Raw genomic sequence first — 22,687 nt, 5'->3', positions numbered from 1 at the left:
GTCAGGTCTCTTATTGGCCCGTAAGGGTCTTTGCCGCCTTAAGCGCCAGCTCATAACCATAGGCACCGAGGCCTGCAATCGTGGCCTTCACGGCGGGGGAAACATAATTCACCTGCCGAAATGCTTCTCGCGCGGCAGGATTTGACAAATGGACTTCAATTACAGGGACTTTGCATGCCTTGAGCGCGTCGTGAAGCGCAATAGAGGTATGCGTATATGCCGCTGCATTCAGAATAATAGCCGATCCTTTTTCGGAACCTTCCTGAATCCAGTCCACCAGTTCGCCCTCGTGATTCGTCTGGCGTAGAATCAATGCCGTACCTTCAGCTTGCGCTTCCAGCCGCGCATGGATGTCCGCGAGCGTATCACGCCCGTAGATTTCCGGCTCTCGTGAACCGAGCAGGTTGAGGTTGGGACCTCCGAGGACATATACGGGCTTCGACATAGTCTTCCGTCTTGCGCTGGAATGCCTAGCAAGGCAAGGGGGGCGATGAACGGAGAAAACGCGAATGCTCATTACAGTCAATGGCGAGTCACGAGAAGTCGAGGCTGGGACGACTCTAGCGATGTTGGTACTTCAACTGTCAGGCGAGTCAGGGCGCGACCCGCGCGGGATTGCGATTGAACGTAATCTTGAAATCGTTCCTAAATCGGAGCACGCCACAACTGTCATCGAAGCTGATGACCGTATAGAAGTCGTACAATTCGTTGGCGGCGGCTGAGGCATCAACTCGCATCGGCTATGCTCACCGTTTCAGTAACTTCTCAAACAAGGCCAGACCTTTGACAGATTCACTCACGATTGCCGGCAAAACCTACAATTCCCGCCTGATTGTCGGCACGGGCAAGTATGCGTCCTATCAGCAGAATGCCGATGCCGCGCGAGCTGCTGGCGCAGAGATCGTTACCGTTGCTCTGCGGCGGGTGAATTTGTCGAACCCGAATGAAGAGCGCTTAACGGACTTCGTGAAGCCGGATGAGTTCACGTATCTGCCGAACACGGCTGGCTGCTATACAGCGGATGAAGCAGTGCGCACGCTGCGCCTGGCGCGCGAGGCGGGCGGATGGAATCTCGTGAAGCTGGAAGTGCTGGCGGATCAGAAAACACTCTATCCCAACATGCCGGAGACGCTTGAGGCCGCAAAGGCGCTCATTGCCGATGGCTTTGAAGTAATGGTCTACTGCTCGGACGATCCTGTTTATGCCAAGATGCTGGAACATGCAGGATGCTGCGCGATCATGCCGCTTGGCAGTCTGATTGGGTCCGGACTGGGAATCATGAACCCAGTCAATATCCGACTGATCGTTGAACAAACACGTGTGCCGGTGATCGTTGATGCAGGAGTAGGTACTGCATCTGACGCAGCATTTGCGATGGAACTGGGCTGCGATGGCGTTTTGATGAACACTGCTATCGCGGCTGCCAAGGACCCTATCCGCATGGCAAGCGCGATGAAGCATGCGGTGATCGCAGGCCGTGATGCGTATCTAGCCGGCCGCATGCCGAAGAAAATGTACGCTGATCCCAGTTCGCCACTTGCTGGGTTGATCTGATCAAAAGAGCGATAGGCTCGCGTATAGTATAATGCACATGAGAAAACCCACCACGCTTATCAATGTGGTGGAGACCGTCCATGTGCGGAGCGTTTCGCCAGGCGTTATTCCAAAAACACGACCCACGAGCCAAAAGCCGCTATCGTTGACATGGCTTCCAGTCGTAGCGCCTGCGGCGATCGCGATGGCTACGAGCCCCAATTGCGGGGCCGTGAGGTCTGCCATTGCAACAATCGGCGCAGTAAGGCCAGCGGATGTGATCATCGCAACGGTTGAGCTGCCTTGAGCGAGCCTCAGGATGACAGCCAGAACGTAACCCGCAAGTAGCGGTCCAAATCCAACACCGAGGGCTGCATTTGCGATTTGTTCACCAGCGCCAGTGTCAACAAGAACTTGTTTGAAAGCTCCGCCAGCACCCGTCACCAGAATGACGGCTCCAGTTGGCTCAAAAGAGCGCGCCAAAGCGTCGGACAATAGTTTTCGGCCTTGCGGAGTTTTTGGGTGAAGCAACCACCAGGAAGCTCCGCAGGCGATCAAGAGTGCGCTGAATGGATGCCCGATAATTTCGAGTAGATATTTCAATAGACCATCTTGGAGTACATCCGCGAGTGTGCCCAGCAGGATCAGGACCAAGGGAAGAGTTATCAGTATGATAGCTCTGCCAGGCTTCGGCTTTTCTTCTTCAGAATGATCTGTACTTGTCTCGAAATCAAATGCTGGGGCACCTATCGGCATCCGGCTGCGCCGGTCGAGATAAGCAGTAAAGAGCGGGCCTGATACCGCCAGCGCTATTCCGCCGACAATCGCACCGAAAAGGATCACCCAACCCAATTCAGCGCCGATGAGTTCCGCGATTGCGATTGGACCTGGTGTCGGGGGTAGGAAGGCGTGTCCGACGGCAAGTCCTGCCATTAGGGGTAAGCCCAATGACATGGCCGGCTTAAGTCGGTCGTGCGCCATGGTTAGAATGAGTGGTGCAAGGATGATCAGGGCAACATCAAAGAAGACAGGCGTAGATGCAAGCAAGCCGATGCCCGCGATCTTCCATTGATTGGACTTGAAACTGGATTGGCTTGAGAGTTTTGACGCCAGCGCGTCAAGTGCGCCAGAGGCTTGGAGAATTGCGCCGAACAGAGCCCCGAGCCCGATTACGGTTGCAATGAAGCCAAGCGTGCCTCCCATACCCTTGGACAAAGTCTCAAACGCATCATTCGGGGCCATGCCAGCCGCAAGCGCGCTGAAAATGCTGACGAGCAGGAGGGCTGCGAAAGCGTTCATTCTGGCCCGCAAAATCAGCGCGAGCAGGGCGGCGATTCCGAACCCGGTGGCAAGTACTGGCCGGTAGGCGAAAAGGGCTTCTGTCAGCTCCATGGAAGGCCGACTGATTTTGTTCTGATCCGCATCAAAGTGTCGTGCGCTGTCATATACAGTGTCTGCCCGTCGCGGCCACCGAAGCAGCAGTTCGCTGTTGCCTTACCGGTCTTTATCCGTGCGAGCGGCTTTCCCTCTGGGGATAGCACAAACACTCCACCGGGGCCGGTGGTAAAAATGTGGCCGGTCTTCGTCACGGCCATACCATCGGGCAAGCCAGGAGCCGTGTCTGACATGTAGGGACTGGCGTCAAATAATACGGCAGCATTTGATCCGTCGGGCGACATGCGCATCAAGATTGGAGCGTCTGGGTCAGACTGGCTCACGTAAAGCGTACTACCATCTGGAGACAGCGCGATTCCGTTTGGAAAGGTCATTGTTTCGATTAAGCGCGTAACACGTCCATCCGGTTGCAGATGGTATACCCCATTGAAATTTTGCTCCTTTAGGGGGGAGGCGTCGAGGCCTTCAAGGCCATAGGGCGGATCTGTAAAGTACAAGCTTCCATCATCCGCTTCTACAATATCATTGGGGCTGTTAAAGGCTTTGTTGTTGTACGTTCGGGCGAGGATTGTGCGGTGACCTGTTTCCAGACTCATTTTCTCGATGGCGCGCTTGCCATGATTGCAGATCAGCAGGCTGCCATCTTTTGATATTGCCAATCCATTTGCACCTGGTTCCCGGAATCCAGTGGCCGCATCGCGAGCAACACCAGACGGATCTAGGAGTTTGGTTGCACCGTCCGCTTCGGACCATCGCCATGCAATATTGCCGGGGACGTCCGTAAAATAAAGACAGTCGCGTTGGCGGTCCCAGACGGGGCCTTCGCCCCAGCCATATCCTGTTGTAAGCGACTCCAAAGGCGCGTTTGCATCAATGAGGTCCAGTGCGGCCGGGTCAAAAACTTCGATATGTTCAAATGTACGCACCACTCGGTTTGACATTGTTCCGCAGGCAGAGAGAAGAGCGGTGGCTGCTGCAGTTCCTAGAAAGGTGCGACGTGACTGGATCATTTGATGCGGATTCCTGTTTCGATGGCGCTTGCTGGAATTCCAGTCGAGCGATCATGTGTGAGCGTGACGCTGGTCTTGCTACGGATATCTTCGGCGGATGCGCCAATCATGAAATCAATCTGGCCGGGTTCGACCACCCAGCCTGAGCCAACACGATAGAGCGCGGTTTGATCTGGTGAGATTGTGAAGGAGACCTGACGGTTCTCGCCAGCAGGAATGGAGACGCGCGTGAATCCTCGCAGTTCGCGTTTGGGTCTCGCGATGGTTGCTAATGGGTCACGCATGTAGAGTTGTACAACTTCGTCTGCGTCGACATCGCCGATGTTCGTGATCGTAGTGCTTAACTCGATCTGTCCATCCTCGAAAACGGAACTCTGGAGATCGCTATAGTCGAAACTGGAATAGCTGAGACCGTGACCAAACGGGAATAGTGGTGTGATTGGAATATCCATGAATCGGTTGGTGTCTTTCGACAGATCAGGGTCCGCTGGCCGTCCACCTGGATACTCCGAATATGTGTGAGGCACTGCACCGGTTCTGCGTGGGAACTCGATCGGCAGCCTTCCAGCGGGTGAAGTGCTGCCCCAAACAACATCAGCCAACGCATTGCCAGCTTCGACTCCCAGCATCCAAGTGTTCAGAACGGCGTCTGCAGCTGCCACTTCATCTTCAATCGCCAATGGACGCCCCGTCACCAGGATGACTGTCACGGGCTTTCCTGTTGCGAATATGGCCTGAGCCAATTCCGACTGACTGGGTGGAAGCGCAATATCGGACCGACTGCGCGCTTCGCCAGAAAGATCAAAGTCTTCCCCAATGACCAAGAGTACCTGATCAGCATCCATCGCCGTATCGACTGCTTGTTGGATCGCTCCAGGGCTTTCGGACGAAGGATGCGTGCCGGCCGCATAGGTGACAGTCGTGCCGCTCGGCGCATTTCGTTGCAGGCCTTCCAGCAATGAAACCACGTCATCCGTCTTGCCTTGCGCACGCCATGAACCGAGCTGAGTCAATTTGTCTTCGGCCAACCCGCCAATCACAGCGATAGTTTGAGGTGAGCTGGAGAGGGGCAGGGTCTGCTTCTCATTCTTCAGGAGCACCATGGATTTGACGGCAGCATGGCGGGCGGCACGCCGGAATTCGTCTTTCAACAGAGTCGTCTTTTCACGTTCCGGGTTGTGATAGGCCATCGGCGTATCAAAAAGGCCAAGCCGCTCTTTTGTGGTAAGGATGCGCGCCACGGCGGCATCAAGATCATGCGCCAGACACGCATCAGACTGAACCGCAGCTTTGATTTTCGTTGGCAGGACCATGCTGGTCATGTCCATGTCTACGCCTGCCTGAAGTGCAAGCGTGCCAGCCTGCTCCTCTGTTTCGGCAACTCCATGATTGATCAATTCTGCTACAGCATTCCAGTCGGACACGATCATCCCATCGAAACCCCACTCTGCGCGCAACACGTCATCAATCAGGTATTCATTCGCCGTGGATGGGACGCCGGCGATGTCGTTGAATGCGGTCATCATTGAGCCAGTGCCAGCCTTCGTCGCGGCATAGAAAGGGGGAAGATAGACTTCCATCAGGCTCTGTTCGCTTATGTCGGCCGATCCGTAGTCCCGCCCACCAGTTGGGGCACCGTAGGCGCCGAAATGTTTCGTTGCGGCAAGAATGGTCGTTGAATCGGAAAGGTCCTCACCCTGATATCCTTGGACCTGAGCAACTGCCATTCGGGATCCCAGATATGGGTCGGCGCCTGCACCTTCCACGATGCGCCCCCAACGCGGGTCTCTGGAGATGTCGACCATCGGTGCAAACGTCCAATGAAGACCAGAGGCTGATGCTTCATCCGCTGAAATTCGGGCGGCTTCTTCCCAAAGCTCAGGATCCCAACTAGCCGCCATCGCAAGCGGCACGGGAAACACGGTCCGATAACCGTGCACAACGTCCATTGCAAACAAGAGGGGGATGCCGAGCCGGCTCTCTTCGACAGCGACTTTTTGAAGCTCTCCAAGAGGCTCTGCGCCGGCGACATGGAGATAGGACCCAATTTCACCCCGGCGCACCTTTTCGAGTTCGTCCGACGTAAGTTTTGAATTGAGAGATTTGCTGCGCCCACCGGCAGCTTGGTTCAGCTGACCCAGTTTCTCGTCCAATGTCATCTGCGACACGAGCGATTGCACCCTCTGAGACGCATTCGTCAGACTTGGGTTTGGCGCGCACTTGGACTGAGATTCCTCCTCGATTGACGTTGACGCGGCCTGCGACGGCGCAATCGAAGATGAAGCGCAAGCTGACGCAACAAGGGTGCCTGAGAGTAGAGCAATCAATAGCTTTGGGCGCGAGCCCGCTGACGCCTCGGTCATATATTCCTCCCCAGAATCTTCGCGTTTGCCGCGATTAAGTTAGCGCAATCATTGGGGGAGGCGCGAACGATGTCAACGTTAACATTTGCGTGGTGAGCTGGTTGAGCGCGAGTAACGCCAAAGAGCTCAGGAGCAGTCGATCACTATGCTTTGACCAGTCCGATCTCGCGAAGACGTTCCAAAAGGTAATCCTGCGCTGTGATCGCGGGCTGAGCCTTGCCACCTTCTGCGACGCACCCAGGCAGAGCCTCAATCAAATAGTCCTGATTGAAATGAAGGAAGAAGGGGGTGGAGTATCGCGGGAATTTCGCGCGCTCGGGTGAGGGATTCAGCACGCGATGGGTCGTGGATGGCAAGACGCCGCCCGTTAGTCTCTGCAGCATGTCTCCGCAATTGATAACCAGAGCTCCAGCGGGTGGGTTCACGTCGAGCCATTCGCCAGACCGGTGTAGTGCCTGAAGTCCGGCCTCCTCAGCACCCAGTAACAATGTGATGACGTTGATGTCTTCGTGAGCCCCTGCGCGGACCGTGCCTTCTGGTGGTGGGGTCTGCTGTGGTGGATAGTGGAGCAGGCGCAGGATTGAGTTACCAAAATTGACCTTGTCGTCGAACCAGTTCTCCGCGAGGCCAAGGTGCAGCGCAACACCCTCCAGAATCTCCCGCCCCATCTCGTCCAGTGCTGCGAAGAGTGCGCGGGTCGCGTCGTCGAATTCTGGAATTTCAGATACGCTCGGCGTGTCGGCCATCGTGTCGCGATAGGGGCTGTCATCCGGCAGGTCGCGCCCTGTATGCCAGAATTCCTTCAGGTCCGCGTGAGCATTGCCCTTGGCGTTCTCAGTTCCGAAAGCGGTGTATCCACGCTGGCCACCGCCTGCGCGGCCGTCATAGGCCAGTTTGGTGGCGTCTGGCAGGGCAAAGAACGCCTTGGTGGCGTCCAGATTACGGTCGATAATGCCTTGGTCGACAGTGTGGCCGGACACGACGGCAAACCCTGTCTCGCGGAAAGACTGGCAAAGCGCATCGCCGAAGGCCTTTTTGTCGGTCTTGAATAGCTCGAACGGAATGGGTTTGAAATATTCGGTCATTGGATCAGGCACTTGCTGGAACTTGGCAGCGCAGACTACCACACCTCAAGATGCTCGCCATAGGTATCGACACCTGGAGCCGACCGAAGTGCACTCGCGCTAAGGCTCGGAACTCAGAAACAGTGCCAACAATCCTCCACGAAATCAGAAGGTTTCAGCCGAGAGATGGGTTCAATTCGACGGTCTGCTTTATGGGTTGAGCAAGACGGGTGGCGGAGAGGAAGGGATTCGAACCCTCGATACGCGTTAACGTATACGCCCTTAGCAGGGGCGCGCCTTCAGCCACTCGGCCACCTCTCCAGCGCGGAATACGGGGTCTAGAGAAACCCCAACATGATCGCAAGCCCCTGAGTTCGGTTGAGCGGTCAAATTCTTCGAGACTACGGTCGAATGAGGCATCGAACAGGCCCGTCTCAAGCGTTTCGAGCCTCAGCGCTTCAGCGATTTCAGTACATCGAATGGACTGCTGGCCTCACGCGACTTGTTGGCATGTGGTTCGTCTTTATTGCGTGCGAGTTCCTTTGGACGGCTGGACGTTTTTTGAGCCGCCTCTGTCGATGACTTCATGCTCAGGCTAATGCGCTTCTGGTCGATATCGATGTCCAGAACTCGCACGCGAACAATGTCGCCAGCTTTCACCACGTCTCGAGGGTTTTCGACGAAGGAATCCGAAAGCTGGGATATGTGGACGAGACCGTCCTGGTGGACGCCGATATCCACGAAGGCGCCAAAGGCTGTCACATTGGTAACCACACCTTCGAGCTGCATTCCCTGGGACAGATCTTTGATTTCATTGACGCCGTCTTTGAAAGTTGCCGTTTGAAAATCCGGACGTGGGTCGCGTCCTGGCTTTTCGAGTTCGGCGATGACGTCTCGGACTGTGGGAACTCCGAAAGTTTCGTCTGCAAAATCTGCCGGGTTTATTTGCGAGAGGACGGATGCGTTGCCGATCAGTGACTTGATCGAGTTGCCAGTTGCTTTCGCGATACGCTCCACAAGCGGATAGGATTCGGGGTGGACCGCAGAGCCATCAAGCGGGTCCGTGCCGCCGACAATCCGAAGAAAGCCAGCCGATTGCTCAAAGCTCTTTGCGCCCATCCGCGGAACCTTTTTCAATTGTTTCCGCGTCTTGAACGGACCGTTCTCGTTGCGAAATGCCACAATGTTTCCAGCAAGCGTTGCATTGAGCCCTGATACATGGGTGAGCAGGGGTGCAGAGGCGGTGTTCACGTCAACGCCGACCGCATTCACGCAGTCCTCCACGACAGCCCCCAGTGAGCGGGTGAGCGCGCTCTGATCGACATCATGCTGGTATTGACCCACACCAATGGCCTTTGGCTCGATCTTGACCAATTCTGCGAGTGGGTCCTGTAGGCGGCGGGCGATGGAGACTGCTCCGCGCAAGCTGACATCAAGCTGCGGGAACTCGTCTGCCGCGAGCTGGGACGCGGAGTAGACTGATGCGCCGGCTTCCGAAACCATCAGGCTCGCAAGTTTTAGGTCTGGTGTAGACTTTGCGAGATCACTGACCAGTGCGTCGGTCTCGCGCCCCGCCGTGCCATTTCCAACTCCAACCAGGTCTACGCGGTGGCGAGCTGCCAACTCCCTGAGAGTCTTGAGCGCGCCTTCGCTATCATTTCGTGGGGCATGAGGGTAGATCGTGGCCGTTTCGAGCAGTTTGCCCGTCGCATCGATAACGGCGATTTTGCATCCTGTTCGAATGCCGGGGTCAATGCCCATAACGGTTTTCTCGCCAGCGGGTGCCGCGAGAAGCAGATCTCTGAGATTGCTGGAAAAAACTTGAATGGCTTCGGCTTCAGCTCTGGATTTCAAACGGGCGAGGGAGTCTGACGCGCCCGATTTTGCGAGTTTGGTTGACCAGGCTTTTTCAGCTGTCTCCTGCAACCATTTGGCGCCAGCACTGCCGGACGCATTAATCCCGAACTCCTTGCAGATTCGGGTGATAACTTCGCGAGGCGTTTCTGCTTTTCGCGACTGGATACCGACACCAACTTTGAGAATACCTTCCTTTTCGCCGCGCAGCATGGCGAGCGCGCGATGGGATGGCATTTTTTCAAGCGGCTCAGCAAAGTCGGCATAGTCTCGAAACTTGTCCGCTTCTTTGCCTTTCACCAATCGGGAGCTCAGTTCGCCTGCTTTCCAAACCGATTCTCGAGCGTGTCGCGCGAGGTTCGGTGTTTCCGCCATGCGTTCAATCAGAATGTCACGCGCGCCTTCCAGTGCTGCAGCGCTTGAGATGACCTCTTTTGCTGGATCTACAAACGACGCAGCGAGGCGCTCTGGATTTCCCGCGCCGGCCAGGAGTTTTTCAGCGAGTGGCTCGAGCCCTTGTTCACGGGCGATTGTTGCTTTGGTTCGCCGTTTCGGTTTGTAGGGACGGTAGAGGTCTTCCAACTCCACTTTGGTTTCCGCGGACAAAAGCGCTCGCTCAAGCGCGGGCGTCAGTTTACCTTGATCCGAGATTGACGTGAGGATCGTTTCCCGGCGCGCTTGTAGCTCTGTGAGGTACTCATAGCGTTCAGCGAGTTTCCGCAATTGCGTATCGTCGAGACCACCGGTGCGCTCCTTGCGATATCTCGCAATGAACGGGATAGTCGCGCCTTCTTCGATCAGGGTAATTGTTGACTCAACCTGCGCCTCTCGCACGCCGAGATCACGCGCAATGATTTGGGCCAGCGGGAACGTGACGAAGGAGACTGATTGCTTGGCAGCTGGCATAAATGTTCGGCCTTTGCAGAGTTCGAAATTCGGGGAAGCGCATGATGTCTGAACACCAATTCGAAGTGTGCATCTTGAAGATCAAGGTTAATCAAATGTTGCCGAGAGTCGTCATGCCTCACATTCTCCGAGTGGGTGATCTCAACAACCCTAGACTTGCTGACCGATCGTGAGATGTGGCCAGGGCGGTCAGTTTTTGCGGATATCTCCAACCGGCGATGGCTTTATGATTCAAGCCAATCAGCGACTGTAATTACAGTCCAAGCGCGGCAGTGCATGCAGCGGTTGTGCGCTCCACGACTTCCTTGCGATTTTCCAGACTGGTTTCGAAAACCAGCTCAATTGCTGCATAGCCGAGTTCCACAACAAGCCGGCACCTGGTTTCGACCGCCTCTTTGGATGGAGCGAGACCGACTTCGACCATACGTGTGGCCAGGGCATTCGTGATCGCTTCGTGGGACTTTAGCCGAATATCGCTAAGCGAAGGGATGGCGCGCATACACACCATTATCGCATGACTGCCCACAAATGACGCGCTCACCTCGACAGATTCGTCTAGTGAGCGCCGAATAGTTTCGGCAATGGTTGTATTGCCCATGTCAAACGCTTTCAGATGTTGTTGCGTAACCACATTCTGCGCGTGCATGAAACGAGACGCCAATTCCTCCAGAATTGCGTACTTGTTTGGAAACCATCGATAAAAGGCGGGCGGTGTCATGCCAGCTCGTTCGACAATGGCGTTTGAATTGAATCCCTCAATTCCGGATTCAGTCAGCAATTCCTGGGAGGCCGCCAGAATCTTCTCGTAAGTTTCTTTTGAGCGCGCTTGCTTTGGAACAGGCTTGTCGGAATTTGTTGGCACGGAACAATCTACTCTTGGTGATAACTTCGGAGTTACTTAGACTCTTCTGGGGGTTCGGCGAATTTTCAAGAGGATATCGCATTCTAGCGCCTCGATGCGCCTTTGAAGCAAGGATTTAAGCAGGTCGGTACAAGCAGCCAAATTGACTCAGAATAAGAGTAGCATAGGCTACCGTTTGGAGGAGCGTCATGAGATTATCAAGAAGATCCCTGCTGGTCGGCGGCGGCGTGGCAGCGGCAGCTGTTGGCGTACCGGCAGCGCAAAAACTGCATTGGAATGGGAAGAACTTCGTACAAGAGGGGTATGATCCGTCGCTACCTGTCGCGCCGGATGGGCGCGTTGGCTGGATGAATTGGTCGGGCGCACAAAAAGCGACACCGCGCGACCTGGTGCTGCCTGTAAACGAAAACGAGCTTGCCGCGTTTGTCCGCGACAGCCCGCACCGCGTCAGACCCGCAGGCAGCGGGCATTCTTTCACGGCTTTGGCTCCAACGGATGGCTACATCCTGCAGACCAATTATCTGAGTGGCCTCAAGGCATTCGACGATCAGACAGGGGAGGCGACGTTCGGTTCTGGCACGCTTATCTTTGAGGCTTGCCAAGCTTTGGCCGAGAGAGGCCGGGCTTTCGACAATCTGCCAGATGTGGATGTGCAGACGCTTGCAGGCGCATTTTCAACGGCGACGCACGGAACCGGCGAAAACTTGTCGGCGCTCCATGACAACATCACCGCATTTCGCATTGTGTCGCCGAATGGCGACGTTCTGAATGTTTCAAGAGAAACGAACCCTGAGCTTTTTGAGGCGGGGAAGGTGTCCCTCGGCGCACTCGGCGTGATCACCGAGTACAAGCTGCGAACTGTCCCGGCTTTCAAGTTGCGTCGCCAGGCATTTGTCGAAAAAATTGATGATCTGCTCGACACTATTGAAGAACGCGCAGCACGCCATCGGAATTTCGAGTTCTTCTATCTGCCTGGTACCGGTTTGGCGCTGTCGATCACGCACGACGAAACCGACAAGCCGGTGACGGAAGCTGCGGAGAGCGATGATGACGAGACGATGGACGCGTTGAAACAATTGAGGGACCAACTGGGTTGGGCGCCTTGGCTCAGGAAGCGGATTGCCCAAGCAAACCTGCCCACAGGACTCATTGAGGATTATGTTGGATGGTCACACGAATTGTTGGCGACCACTCGGCCGATCCGGTTCAACGAAATGGAGTTCCATCTTCCGCGTCAGGAAGGCCCCCGTACTGTAAAGGACGTCGTTCGAATGCTGGATCGAAAAGGCGAGGCTTATTGGCCGGTTGAGTATCGTCACATCGCCTCCGACAGCGCATGGCTCAGCCCTTTTCAAGGAGGTCCCCGGGCGTCGATTGCCATTCATGCTGCTGCGGACGAACGCTACGGCTATTTTTTCAAAGACTTTCAACCCTTGTATCTGGCCCGTGGCGGGCGGCCGCATTGGGGCAAGCATCATTCCCTGGGATATGAAGATTTTGCGAGCCTGTATCCGGCCTTTGAACAGTTCAGAGCCTTGAGAAGAGAGCTCGATCCCAATGGAAAGTTCTTGAACCCGCATCTAGCGAATATCTTTGGGGAACAGTTTGATGCCTGAAGGTGAAAGACGTTTCTCTGTCAGCAGACGTCAGCTGATAATTGCAGGTGTGGGTGTAGTAGGGGTGGCAGGTATGACACAGCGACCAAGGGACAAGAGTGGGCGCCGAGAAAAATACTTCCTCGATATGCAGGATGCTTTGGCAAGGGAAGGCATTGGCACGCCCACACTGGTCATAGATCTGGAGCGGCTTGATGCGAATATCGATACGTTGCTGACTCATCTCCCCAATGGGATGGGATACCGAATAGTCGCAAAGTCACTGCCATCACTTGATCTGTTATCGCACATTTGCAATCGAACTGGGACTGACCGGCTGATGACATTTAATCAGCCAATGCTGAACGCTTTGAGTGCACATATGCCGGATGCGGATCAGCTGCTCGGTAAGCCGCTGCCCATAGCGGCGGTTAGGACATATTTCTCCGAACTCCCGCCGGAGAATGGGGCTGCAGCTGATCAGGTGCAATGGCTTATAGATACTCCAGTTCGTCTGGAGCAGTATCGCGAGCTTGCAAGCGGACTAGATCGTACCTTTCGGATCAATCTTGAAATAGATGTCGGGTTGCACAGAGGCGGCTTTACGCCAGGCGAGGAGTTACGCCGAACTTTGGAGGTGCTAAAGGCCGATCCAAGTTTGAGTTTCTCAGGATTCATGGGCTACGAACCGCATCTACCGTCTTTGCCCACTACTTTGGGCTGGCGAGATCGTGCTAAGCGAGCCGCATGGGAGACATATAGCAACTGTCTCAGCTTGGCGGCTGAAGTATTTTCGGGTGATGAGTTGGCAGCGATTACTCGAAACGCCGCTGGCAGCCCTACCTACCGCTATTATCAGGACACGTCCCTGGCGAATGAAGTGTCTGCAGGGTCGTGTTTGGTGAAGCCAACGCACTTTGACACGGATTTGCTTGAGCCGCATTTGCCGGCAAGTTTTATTGCGACACCCGTTGTGAAATCACTCGATCGGACTGTGCTGCCGGGTCTGGAGTTTGCTGAAGGTATCCAGCGTTCGTGGAACCCGAATAGTGCCAAAACAGTGTTCATTTATGGCGGCCACTGGTTGGCTGATCCGGTCGACCCGCCGGGACTGGAATATAATTCGACTTTCGGCCGATCCTCTAATCAGGAAATGTTGAATGGTGGATCAGATTTGGAAATTTCACCGGACGAATTTGTGTTTTTCAGGCCTCATCAGAGCGAGGCGGTATTTTTGCAGTTTGGAGATATCGCGGTCTATTCGAATGGTAAAATTGTCGAGCGATGGCCGGTTTTCGAAGCATCTGCCTGATCAGACAGAACCGGCCGCTTCGTATTCTGATTTCAATCGGGCAATGATCTTTGCAGCAGGTTCAATTTGACGGACGCTGCCAACACCATGGCCCGCTGACCAAACATCGCGCCAAGCCTTGATCTTGCTGTCTGAGTTCGACAAATCCATTGATGCCGCTTTGGCGGGACCACCGTAGTTCACGCCCATCTTATCCAGGCTTTGCTTTAAATAGTTCGCATACGCGCCGGTCAGTGAATTGCTCAATACCAGATCATTGTAGGTCGCAGCGACGAGCATTTCCCGGTATTCTGGTGTAGCTAGACTTTCCTCGGCCGCAATGAAGCTCGTGCCAATGTAGCAAAGGTCAACTCCCAGAACTTCTGCTGCTCGGATTGCGCGCCCGGTCCCGATTGAACCGGCCAGTATGACGATGCCGTCGAAGAACTCACGGACGGCTGGCACAAAGGCAAAACCGGCCATTGCCCCGGTGTGCCCGCCAGCACCCGCGGAAACCAATGCCATGCCATCCACGCCTTTCTCGGCGGCTTTGCGGGCATGGTCGAGGCTGTTGACGTCGGCGATGACAAGTCCGCCATATTCATGGACCACATCCAAAACAGGGTCTGGTCCCCCCAAGGCGGTGATGACGATCTTGGGTTTATGGTTTCGGATCAGGTCAATTTCGTCGGCGAGACGATCATATGACCGGTGGGTTGTCAGGTTGACGGCATATGGCGCCGCTTCCTCTCCCAGTGTGCGTCCAAGATTATCCAGCCACTCGTCAAGTGTTGCGATCGTGCGCGCATTGGGAAACGGAAACGCCCCGATAACGCCATTGTTGCAGGTTTCCTTGACTAGGTCAGGACCGGACACCAAAAACATGGGTGCCGAAATCGCGGGAATAGTCAGCTTGCTGGTTATGCCCGCAAGGGTCTCCGATGCTGGTCGCACCATCACTTTCACCTCTTTTGTGCTGCCGAAAGTAGAGCGGAGTTATTCGGCGGTACCGATGACAAAGGAGCAGTTCGTGGTTCCTGAACCACCCACGTTGAAGGTTGCCATTGTCCGTGCTCCCTCAACCTGATTGTCGCCCGCTTGATCTGTTACCTGGCGGTATGAATCCAGCATCATCCGTACACCTGTCGCTCCCACGGGGTGGCCGAGCCCGATGAGGCCGCCGGATGGATTGACGGGGATCGACCCGTCCATGGCAATTCGGCCATCTTCAATGGCTTTCCAGGCTTCGCCGGGCGCTGTAATTCCAAAATGTTCGATAGCCATGTACTCGGTGATCGAGAAGCAATCATGCGTTTCAATTGCGTCGACTTCTTCAACCCCGGAAATGCCAGCTCGTGCGTAAGCGTCGGTAATTGCTTTTCGTGTCCAAGGTAGAACGTAGTCCTGATCGCGGCTTTCTTCGAGTTTCGTTTCCATCATGAGCGGCGCGGTCGTATGACCCCATCCTCGTATTACGGCAAGCTCCTCAATATCAATATCGCGTTCTTTTGCGTACTGTTGAGCGCGTTCTTCCGAAGCGAGGAAAACGACTGCGGCGCCGTCTGTGACCTGACCGCAGTCCTGCCGGCGCATCCAGCCGTCAATAACTGGATTGGCCTCATCGTCAGCTGTGAAGCTTTTGTCCGTGAACTTCCAGTTCCGTGCTTGCGAGTTTGGATTGCGACGGCCGTTCTCGAAATTGATTTTCGAAATGCCCATCAAGTGGTCATAGTTCAGTCCGTAGCGACGCTCATATTCGTCGCAAAGGTCAGAAAACATCGCTGGCCACACATATTTGCGGCCTTGTGCCTCACGGCCGACCCAGGCAGCCGCGCCCAAATTCTTCGCAGCTTGATCACCATGAACGTTTCGCATCATCTCAATACCGGCAACACAAGCGAGACCGTAGCGGCCGCTTTGAATGTCTGACATGGCCGCAAGAATTGCGAGCGATCCCGATGCGCAAGCCCCTTCATGACGTGAGGCAGGCATGCCCGAGAAATCGGGATGTACGTGGCCGAAATACCCGCCCAGCATGCCTTGGCCGGTAAACAGTTCGGCTACGAAGTTCCCGACATGTCCAACATCCACGTCTTTTGGGTCCAGTCCTGTTTTCTCGAGAGCTTTCAGTACTGTATCAGAAAACAGATCGAACAGGCTCTTGTTGTCGCGGGTCCAATTTAGCGAGAAGTCGCTTTGAGTGCCGCCGAGAATGTAGACTGGTGCCGTCATGGTGCGTTTCCTTTGGTGTCGTGTCAGTGAAAGGCTGACCTGTCCCTTATAATTACGTTTTATACTGTAACGAGTTCGTCGCGATTTGCCCACGTCGCATGCGTGCCGCTTGAGATGCGGTGCGGTAGTATAATGCGACAGACGGGTCCTGCTGATACGTTCTGCGCATCCACAAGAATGCACTCCGACCTGTCATTGACCGTATCGATGATGAACGAGATCAGATAGCCGTCATCTTCAGACTTTGCGTTGATGCGCGGTACAAACGGAGACTCGCTTGCGTAGCGTCCGTCTTCCAGCATGTAGGCGTCGGAATCTCCCGTTTCCATGTCATGTTTCACCAATCCATTGAAAAGGAACCAGCCTGGCTTTGTCGTGGTGGAATAGAGATAGCGCGATTTGATGCCCGCATAGTTCTGGTTGAACGAGCCGAACTCCAGAATGCGATCATCGAGACGTTCTTCAGTCGTCTTGCCCGTATCGAGATTAAATCGCCAACGGTGAAGTTTCGGTTTGAAAGAGTGCTCGTCTATGTTTGCGAGCAATTTACCGAATTTCTTGTCCAGACCCGGAACGTCCAGAGGGGCGGGGTCTGGATCATCCTGGAAGTATCCGTCCAGCACAATCTCATTTCCCTCTTCCCACGCATTCATCCAGTGAAGCACATAAGTGGGAGCGGCTTCGAACCACCGAATCTCGCTGGGATTTCCAAACCGAGGTACAATCGCAAATCGGGTCGGTAATTCAGGATAATACTGATTGGCGTGAATGCCTTTCTTTAGCAGGTCGGGGTTCCAGAACAGCGGCAGATCCACCAGGATCGAATAGTTCTTGGTGAAGGCCATGTCGTGCGGAAGGCGCGCGCCGGGCAACTCGATGGGAATATAGTGCTTCAGCTTCTGGTCTGCTCCGACCACGCCGTAATGCATGTAAGGCGCCTCTTTTCCGTAGTTGAAAAAGAGCAGGTCTCCAGTTGCGAGGTCGACTTTTGGGTGGGCTGAAATTCCTCCCTCGGGAACCCAGTCGGCGGTGCCTGTCGTTTCTAGCGATTCCGGATCCAGAATGTAGCCATCGCCGCACATATAGAATGTCGACAATATGTTCCCACCATGAACCACAACATCTGTGGATGATGAGTCTTTCATTCGCCCCCGAGCGCCCCATCCTTCGCGTGCGGATTTCGCAGGATTGCCCGCGATTCCTGTCCATAGGGCGTGGCCTGCTTCCTGTTCAGCCTTTAGACCTTTGGTCTGCACGAGCCTGTTCGAGTACTTGGCCTGTCCATTATGGAAAGACATGGCATGGATCATGCCATCGCCGTCAAACGGATGGTAAATGCCGATGGCATCACGGACAGGGTTCTCCGTGTTGCGGACATAGATCCCGGAAATATCTTTTGGAATTTCTCCGATGACTTCCATGTCCACCGCATCCACTTCCTCGCGGCAGGGGGACCATGCGCCGTTGAGGTAAGGATGCTCGTTCGGTGAAATTTTGAATTCAATATTGTTTTTGTAAAGAATAGTCATCGTTGATGTCCGCTATTGGGCTTATTGAGCTACGCGCTGCGCCATGGACTCCGCGAGTCCGTGAGGGTCGCGGGCAAGAAATGCGCGTACAGATACCGCGTGTGGATCGGTGTCATGCTCGTTGATGTTGTTCTCGACGGCTATAATCCCAGCCTTGCCAATATCTCGCGGCAGGGCCTGTTTCATATTCTTGATATGAGCTGCCATGCGCGTTTTTACGGAGCCAACAATCAAAGCGGCTACGTGGATGTTTTTTGAGCGAAGTTCTGCGCGCATGCAGTCCGAAGCAGCCCGCATGGCGAACTTGGACGGACTGTATCCTCCCATATTCGGCACTGCGACAATGCCGCCCGCGGATAGAACGTTTACAATCGCACCACCACCATTGCTCTCAATGATTGGAGCGAATGCTCTGCACATGGACATCGTACCAAAGAAATTCACTTCCATTTCGGAGCGCATGTCATCCATGGTCGGGGCGGTCATGAGTGTGGTCATGTGAAACACACCGGCATTGTTCACAAGTAATGTCACGTCCTGAGCCTTCTCAGCGGCCGCCGCAACGTGTTCTGGATCGCTTATGTCAAGTTGGATGATCTCGACCTTGTCGCCGTAATCGGCATACGACTCTGGAATATCGGCCGGATTTCGCGAACCGACATATACCTTTCTTGCGCCCGCATCGATGAGTTCTTCGACGAACCCTTGCCCGATGCCGCGGTTTCCGCCGGTGACCAATGCCGTGCAGCCTTCGACTTTCATTGTGTTTCCTTTCCTGTCTCGTCAATGCGGCCCTTTTGATGCTCTGCATTAACGAGTGCCTGACACTTCTGGTGAAGAGCGGCCTTGTTCCCTGTTGACTTTGATTGGATCAGACCGTCCTGTTGTAGTCAATTGTAAAAACATACCCAGTGTAGATATTCAAGCGGAGGACCCATGTTGACCAAGAGTAAACCGGCTAAGCCGGCGTTCAGAAAAGTGAAGTTTCCTGCGGTCGATCTAGACATCGAGACCCGCGCCGACGGAACGATGCTCATGTCGACAAAGGACGAATTGGAGCTGATTGCGCCGAATGTGGCTGTCGGGTTGATGGCGTCTGTACAGAAATGGTCAGACCGAATTGCGATGGCTGAGCGCGATTCGTCCGGTGAGTGGGCTACCAAGACTTACGCAGAGTTTGTTGGTAACGTCCGATCCTGCGCTCAATGGTTGCTGGATTCCGGAGCGACGGCGGAAACGCCGCTCATGATTGTTTCTGGAAACTCAGTGGCGCATGCAACCATGAGATTTGCCGCGCTGTTCGCGGGAATACCAATTGCGCCTGTCAGCGAGAACTATGCCCTGCTTGGCGCCAGTACTGATTTTGCACGCATGAGGCATGCGGCAAACATCGTACAGCCAGAGTTTGTGTTTGCGGAGGGATCACCACATGTCGCGGCCGCGCGTGCGTGTCTGCCGAACGCTCAGATTGTTACTTGCGATCCGGCAGCTATTGAGGACGGCGCAGTAGATTTCGCGGAATTGTGCGCAGGACAGTCCACGCATGCAGTTGATGAAGCGATTGAGAAAATCACGCCTGAAACGCATGCCGCGTACATGCTGACGTCCGGATCCACTGGGATGCCAAAGGCCGTGGTTCAGACTCATGAAATGATGATGGTGTGCGTGTCGCAGAGTTGGTGGGCAATGAAAGATACGGGCACCTGGGACCGCACCATTCTTGAATGGTTGCCCTGGAGCCATGTGTCCGGTCTTTATGTGTCAATCGCCTCGGCGCTTGTCGGCGGATCCTATTATGTTGACGAAGGGCGCCCAATGCCGGGGCGGTTTGAGGCAACGCTTCGGAACATCCGCGACCTGGAGCTCACCACGTTTACAAGCGTGCCAGTTGGCTACGCGATGCTCGTGGAAGAGTTGGAGAACGATTCCGACCTTCGCGACCACTTCTTTTCGAAGATGCAGGTTTTGGTCTTCGGGGGCGCGGGGTTGCCCCAGCCCGTCCATGACCGGCTTCAGGCGCTCGCTGTAGAAGCAACGGGTCATCGTATTCTCATCTCATCAGGATACGGTGCAACGGAGACTACGTCCGGGTGTATGTTTATTTACTTCGAGACGGACCAAGTCGGTATAGGCCTGCCATTGTCAGGCGTGACATTGAAACTTGTTCCGATGGGTGATCGCTATGAGCTGCGGATGAAAGGCCCTTGCGTGATGTCTGGCTACTTGCGGCAACCGGATGCCGCGGCGAGGTCATTTGACGAAGAGGGATTTTATAGCATCGGAGATGCTGCCGAGTTTGCTGACCCAAACGACCCTACGCGAGGTTTGTTGTTCGGTGGCCGATTGTCAGAGGATTTCAAATTGAGTACCGGAACGTGGGTCACGGGTGGATCTCTGCGTGCCGCTCTGGTTCGTGATCTCGCGCCATACGTTGCGGATGCATTGGTGTGCGGTGAGGGATATGATCGGATCGGAATTCTTGCCTGGCCAACGCCGGCAGGCCTTTCGGCCACTCAGCAAGATCTCGTTGAGGCGATTGAGCGGTTCAACAAGTCGGCGAAGGGGTCAAGTGAACGTGTTTGCCGATTTGCTTTCTTGAGCGAGCCGCCGGACATGGGAGCTGGAGAAGTGTCAGATAAGGGATCAATCAATCAGGCGCTGGCGATACGTCGGAGAAAGGAAACGGTTGAGTGGTTGTATTCTGACCCTGTTCCTTCCGACGTGTTGAGCTTTTAAGACATCCAGAGGCGGCGGCTCAGAATGCCGCCGCCTCCGCTGAGTTATCGTGCAGGCGGTCGAGGTAGAAAGCCGCTGACTCTGCGGCGGTAATCTTCGTAATCTGGATAGCGCCGAGACATCGATCGTTCCAGCAGGGCTTTTCCCGACAAATTGTACAGAAAATGGATCATCAGCAGTGGGCTTAGTATTGTCAGGAAGCCCCACTGGCTTTCAAGAGCGACTAACGTCAGACCAGTCCAGACTGCGGCATCTCCAAAGTAATTCGGGTGGCGGGTCCATGACCACAAGCCGCGATCCATCAGCTTGCCTTTGTTCTCTGGATTCTTTTTGAACTGTCTGAGTTGATGGTCGCCTACAGCTTCAAACAACAGGCCGATGACGAAGATCGTAATTCCGAGATAGGCAATGATGCCGAGCTCGCCCTCCGGGAACAGTAGCCACTCGGAGAATCCAAACTGACCTATCTGTACGGGGAGGGACACAAAGAATGAGATGCAGCACTGCAAAACGAAAACGTGCGTTAGGCTGCGCATGACGAAGGGGCCGTCACCGCCGGCTTTCTCGCGCATCCTGACGTATCTGAAGTCTTCTCCGTGGCCGACATTGCGGATGCCGAGGTACAGTCCCAGTCGAAGTCCCCAGATCAATACAAGTGTCGTGATCAAAGTGGCGCGCAATGAGTGCGATTCGGTTTGCAGCCATGTTGTGGCAGCAGGAAGCGCGCAGGCGGGCCCCCAGAAAATGTCAACAATGCTTGCATTTTTAATTTTTACACTGATGGCCCAAAGCGCAACGAATGCTGTGAGTGATATGCCAAAATTGACTAGAATGATCTGTAGCAAGGACGTTCCCCCTCCGAATAATTTGTTCTGTTCGTTATCCGCATTTTCACCCATTTCTATGTGAGTGAAAAGAAGCTTGCAATATAAAACCTATTCTTGGTGGTGGTATTGGTTCTCTCATGTTCACTGCTGGTGACGCTAAGGAAGCAGTTGAAGTAGGCCGTTGAATTGCGCTAACGGTATGGATACGCAAGTCAATGCTGAGGGGAGGTGAGAATTTCTTCCCGGAGGGATACATGGAAGACGTCTACATATTCGAAGCGCTTCGTACGCCGCGCGGTCGAGGTCGCCCAGATGGAGGTTTGCACTCTGTCACTCCGGAAGCGTTAATCGCGGTATTGGTCGACGAACTTGTGAGCCGTACCTCCCCAGACATGCGTGCAAGTGTGTCCAGATTGGTCTTGGGTTGTGTGGGGCAGGTTGGCGCGCAAGGTGGGCATATCGCGCATCTTGCAAAAGCCGAGTCTGGGCTTCTGGGGAATGTTGTTACCCGAACCGTGAACAATTACTGCGTATCAGGATTGTCCGCCATTGGGGATACGTTTCTTGCGGCCAGGGCTGGCGAAAATGGTCTCATGTTGGCTGGAGGTGTGGAAATGCTCTCAAAGGTGCCATTTCTAGCCGATAATGCCCCTGTGTATGCCGATGCTGCGCGATCTGAGGCGCTGGGGTGGCTGGCTCCGATCCTTGGTGCGGAGTTACTTGCAAGTCAAAAGGGGTATTCGAAAAGAGAATTGGACGAAGTCACTTTACGGTCTCACAATCGCGCGGCAGCCGCATGGGACAGTGGGCGCTATAACAAAAGCGTGGTTCCGGTCAGAGGCTCAAATGGCGAAGTTCTTTGTGCTCGTGACGAGTGGATAAATGGCGAACTGACTATGGAGCATTTGGAGCAACGCAAGCCAGCGTTCGCCTCGCTCGGTAGGGGTTTGGCGCAGACGATGATGCTGAAACAGCATCCGGAACTCTCTGAAATCAGCTATGTGCACTCGGTCGCGAATACGCCGGGACTCTCTGACGGAGCGGCGCTCGCGCTGATGGGCGGGACTGAGGCAAAGCAAAAGAGTGGCCTGACCCCTAAAGCCCGCATTCTGTCCTTTGCAGAAGTGACTTGTCATCCGATTGATCAATTCGATGCCGGTCCAATGGCTATGGAAAAAGCCTTGGCGAATGCTGGCCTCCAACTCAACGACCTGGATCTGATTGAGTACATGGAGGCTTTTGCTGCGCCGCCTTTGGCATTTGAGCGCGAGTACAATCCGGACATGGACAAGGTGAATGTTAATGGGGGACATCTCGCGATGGGCCACCCGATGGGAGCAACAGGCGCCATCCTAACAGCAAATCTGTTACATGAATTAGTTCGTCGTGATGATGAACTTGGAATGGTTGTCGCCCTTGCCGGCGGTGGAATCGGAAGTGCGCTGATCATTGAGCGCGTGTGATCCTGCATTGATCTGAACTCGTTCCAC

Annotated in this window: 18 protein-coding genes and 1 tRNA gene; 6 read left to right on the top strand and 13 right to left on the bottom strand. The window is 54.6% G+C overall.

Features of this window, described 5'->3' with window-relative positions:
• Positions 1-10 precede the first annotated feature (10 nt).
• Positions 11-445: a type II 3-dehydroquinate dehydratase gene (locus HF931_RS13660; protein WP_035552210.1), complete on the bottom strand. Its 435-nt coding sequence runs from the start codon at positions 443-445 to the stop codon at positions 11-13.
• Positions 446-509: 64 nt separating this feature from the next.
• On the opposite strand from HF931_RS13660, the gene thiS reads away from it, so the two are divergent.
• Entirely contained in the window at positions 510-722 is a 213-nt protein-coding gene (gene thiS / locus HF931_RS13655) for a sulfur carrier protein ThiS (protein WP_273240505.1), read from the top strand.
• A 61-nt stretch (positions 723-783) separates the two neighbouring features.
• Entirely contained in the window at positions 784-1,554 is a 771-nt protein-coding gene (locus HF931_RS13650) for a thiazole synthase (RefSeq protein WP_273240504.1), read from the top strand.
• Here HF931_RS13650 and HF931_RS13645 read toward each other — a convergent pair whose 3' ends face one another.
• From HF931_RS13645 to HF931_RS13615, 7 genes are all read right to left on the bottom strand, one after another.
• A complete protein-coding gene (locus HF931_RS13645; protein WP_273240503.1) occupies positions 1,555-2,925 on the bottom strand; it encodes a GntP family permease in 1,371 nt (456 codons plus the stop codon). It abuts the gene before it with no gap.
• Positions 2,916-3,938: an SMP-30/gluconolactonase/LRE family protein gene (locus HF931_RS13640; protein WP_273240502.1), complete on the bottom strand. Its 1,023-nt coding sequence runs from the start codon at positions 3,936-3,938 to the stop codon at positions 2,916-2,918. Before HF931_RS13640 ends, HF931_RS13645 begins: the two co-directional genes overlap by 10 nt.
• The gene (locus HF931_RS13635) at positions 3,935-6,301 is read right to left on the bottom strand and encodes a glycoside hydrolase family 3 N-terminal domain-containing protein (protein WP_273240501.1); all 2,367 of its coding nucleotides are present in this window, start codon (positions 6,299-6,301) and stop codon (positions 3,935-3,937) included. The genes HF931_RS13640 and HF931_RS13635 overlap by 4 nt, the downstream gene beginning before the upstream one ends.
• A gap of 143 nt (positions 6,302-6,444) precedes the next feature.
• Positions 6,445-7,386, bottom strand: coding sequence for an isopenicillin N synthase family dioxygenase (locus HF931_RS13630; RefSeq protein WP_273240500.1), 942 nt, complete (start codon positions 7,384-7,386; stop codon positions 6,445-6,447).
• A gap of 210 nt (positions 7,387-7,596) precedes the next feature.
• Positions 7,597-7,686: transfer RNA gene (locus HF931_RS13625), tRNA-Ser, on the bottom strand.
• 129 nt (positions 7,687-7,815) lie between these two features.
• Positions 7,816-10,125, bottom strand: coding sequence for a Tex family protein (locus HF931_RS13620; protein WP_273240499.1), 2,310 nt, complete (start codon positions 10,123-10,125; stop codon positions 7,816-7,818).
• A 253-nt stretch (positions 10,126-10,378) separates the two neighbouring features.
• Complete coding sequence (locus HF931_RS13615; RefSeq protein ID WP_273014065.1) at positions 10,379-10,987, bottom strand: TetR/AcrR family transcriptional regulator; 609 nt, start codon at positions 10,985-10,987, stop codon at positions 10,379-10,381.
• A 188-nt stretch (positions 10,988-11,175) separates the two neighbouring features.
• Between HF931_RS13615 and HF931_RS13610 the strand changes: the two genes are divergently transcribed.
• Entirely contained in the window at positions 11,176-12,603 is a 1,428-nt protein-coding gene (locus tag HF931_RS13610) for a D-arabinono-1,4-lactone oxidase (protein WP_273240498.1), read from the top strand.
• The gene (locus HF931_RS13605) at positions 12,596-13,894 is read left to right on the top strand and encodes a DSD1 family PLP-dependent enzyme (RefSeq protein ID WP_035552191.1); all 1,299 of its coding nucleotides are present in this window, start codon (positions 12,596-12,598) and stop codon (positions 13,892-13,894) included. Before HF931_RS13610 ends, HF931_RS13605 begins: the two co-directional genes overlap by 8 nt.
• On the opposite strand, the gene HF931_RS13600 is transcribed toward HF931_RS13605, so the two are convergent.
• Genes HF931_RS13600 through HF931_RS13585 form a run of 4 tightly spaced genes read right to left on the bottom strand, consistent with a single transcriptional unit; the run spans position 13,895 to position 18,396 of the window.
• Positions 13,895-14,830, bottom strand: coding sequence for an NAD(P)H-dependent flavin oxidoreductase (locus HF931_RS13600; RefSeq protein ID WP_035552187.1), 936 nt, complete (start codon positions 14,828-14,830; stop codon positions 13,895-13,897).
• A gap of 39 nt (positions 14,831-14,869) precedes the next feature.
• A complete protein-coding gene (locus HF931_RS13595; RefSeq protein ID WP_035552184.1) occupies positions 14,870-16,105 on the bottom strand; it encodes an acetyl-CoA acetyltransferase in 1,236 nt (411 codons plus the stop codon).
• 59 nt (positions 16,106-16,164) lie between these two features.
• Positions 16,165-17,634, bottom strand: coding sequence for a carotenoid oxygenase family protein (locus HF931_RS13590; RefSeq protein WP_273240497.1), 1,470 nt, complete (start codon positions 17,632-17,634; stop codon positions 16,165-16,167).
• A gap of 21 nt (positions 17,635-17,655) precedes the next feature.
• On the bottom strand, positions 17,656-18,396 hold the full coding sequence (locus tag HF931_RS13585; protein WP_035552178.1) for an SDR family oxidoreductase: 741 nt from the start codon (positions 18,394-18,396) through the stop codon (positions 17,656-17,658).
• Positions 18,397-18,570: 174 nt separating this feature from the next.
• On the opposite strand from HF931_RS13585, the gene HF931_RS13580 reads away from it, so the two are divergent.
• Positions 18,571-20,370 carry an AMP-binding protein gene (locus HF931_RS13580; RefSeq protein ID WP_273240496.1) on the top strand — a complete coding sequence of 600 codons (1,800 nt, stop codon included), beginning with the start codon at positions 18,571-18,573 and terminating at the stop codon, positions 20,368-20,370.
• 44 nt (positions 20,371-20,414) lie between these two features.
• On the opposite strand, the gene HF931_RS13575 is transcribed toward HF931_RS13580, so the two are convergent.
• Positions 20,415-21,215: a DUF1295 domain-containing protein gene (locus HF931_RS13575; protein WP_035552557.1), complete on the bottom strand. Its 801-nt coding sequence runs from the start codon at positions 21,213-21,215 to the stop codon at positions 20,415-20,417.
• A gap of 197 nt (positions 21,216-21,412) precedes the next feature.
• Here HF931_RS13575 and HF931_RS13570 point away from each other — a divergent pair, with 197 nt between their 5' ends.
• Positions 21,413-22,660 carry an acetyl-CoA C-acyltransferase gene (locus HF931_RS13570; RefSeq protein WP_081806146.1) on the top strand — a complete coding sequence of 416 codons (1,248 nt, stop codon included), beginning with the start codon at positions 21,413-21,415 and terminating at the stop codon, positions 22,658-22,660.
• Positions 22,661-22,687: the final 27 nt, after the last annotated feature.

This window comes from Hyphomonas atlantica corrig., from assembly GCF_017795365.1.
Classification (GTDB): Bacteria; Pseudomonadota; Alphaproteobacteria; order Caulobacterales; family Hyphomonadaceae; genus Hyphomonas; species Hyphomonas atlantica.
Note: the sequence above shows the minus strand (reverse complement) of the source record. Positions and strands in the feature narration are given on the sequence as shown.

Coding starts and splice junctions, on each gene's coding strand:
- HF931_RS13660 (WP_035552210.1), bottom strand. CDS start 445: ATGTCGAAGCCCGTATATGTCCTCGGAGGTCCCAACCTCAACCTGCTC.
- thiS (WP_273240505.1), top strand. CDS start 510: ATGCTCATTACAGTCAATGGCGAGTCACGAGAAGTCGAGGCTGGGACG.
- HF931_RS13645 (WP_273240503.1), bottom strand. CDS start 2,925: ATGGAGCTGACAGAAGCCCTTTTCGCCTACCGGCCAGTACTTGCCACC.
- HF931_RS13640 (WP_273240502.1), bottom strand. CDS start 3,938: ATGATCCAGTCACGTCGCACCTTTCTAGGAACTGCAGCAGCCACCGCT.
- HF931_RS13635 (WP_273240501.1), bottom strand. CDS start 6,301: ATGACCGAGGCGTCAGCGGGCTCGCGCCCAAAGCTATTGATTGCTCTA.
- HF931_RS13630 (WP_273240500.1), bottom strand. CDS start 7,386: ATGACCGAATATTTCAAACCCATTCCGTTCGAGCTATTCAAGACCGAC.
- HF931_RS13620 (WP_273240499.1), bottom strand. CDS start 10,125: ATGCCAGCTGCCAAGCAATCAGTCTCCTTCGTCACGTTCCCGCTGGCC.
- HF931_RS13610 (WP_273240498.1), top strand. CDS start 11,176: ATGAGATTATCAAGAAGATCCCTGCTGGTCGGCGGCGGCGTGGCAGCG.
- HF931_RS13605 (WP_035552191.1), top strand. CDS start 12,596: ATGCCTGAAGGTGAAAGACGTTTCTCTGTCAGCAGACGTCAGCTGATA.
- HF931_RS13600 (WP_035552187.1), bottom strand. CDS start 14,830: ATGGTGCGACCAGCATCGGAGACCCTTGCGGGCATAACCAGCAAGCTG.
- HF931_RS13595 (WP_035552184.1), bottom strand. CDS start 16,105: ATGACGGCACCAGTCTACATTCTCGGCGGCACTCAAAGCGACTTCTCG.
- HF931_RS13590 (WP_273240497.1), bottom strand. CDS start 17,634: ATGACTATTCTTTACAAAAACAATATTGAATTCAAAATTTCACCGAAC.
- HF931_RS13585 (WP_035552178.1), bottom strand. CDS start 18,396: ATGAAAGTCGAAGGCTGCACGGCATTGGTCACCGGCGGAAACCGCGGC.
- HF931_RS13580 (WP_273240496.1), top strand. CDS start 18,571: ATGTTGACCAAGAGTAAACCGGCTAAGCCGGCGTTCAGAAAAGTGAAG.
- HF931_RS13570 (WP_081806146.1), top strand. CDS start 21,413: ATGCTGAGGGGAGGTGAGAATTTCTTCCCGGAGGGATACATGGAAGAC.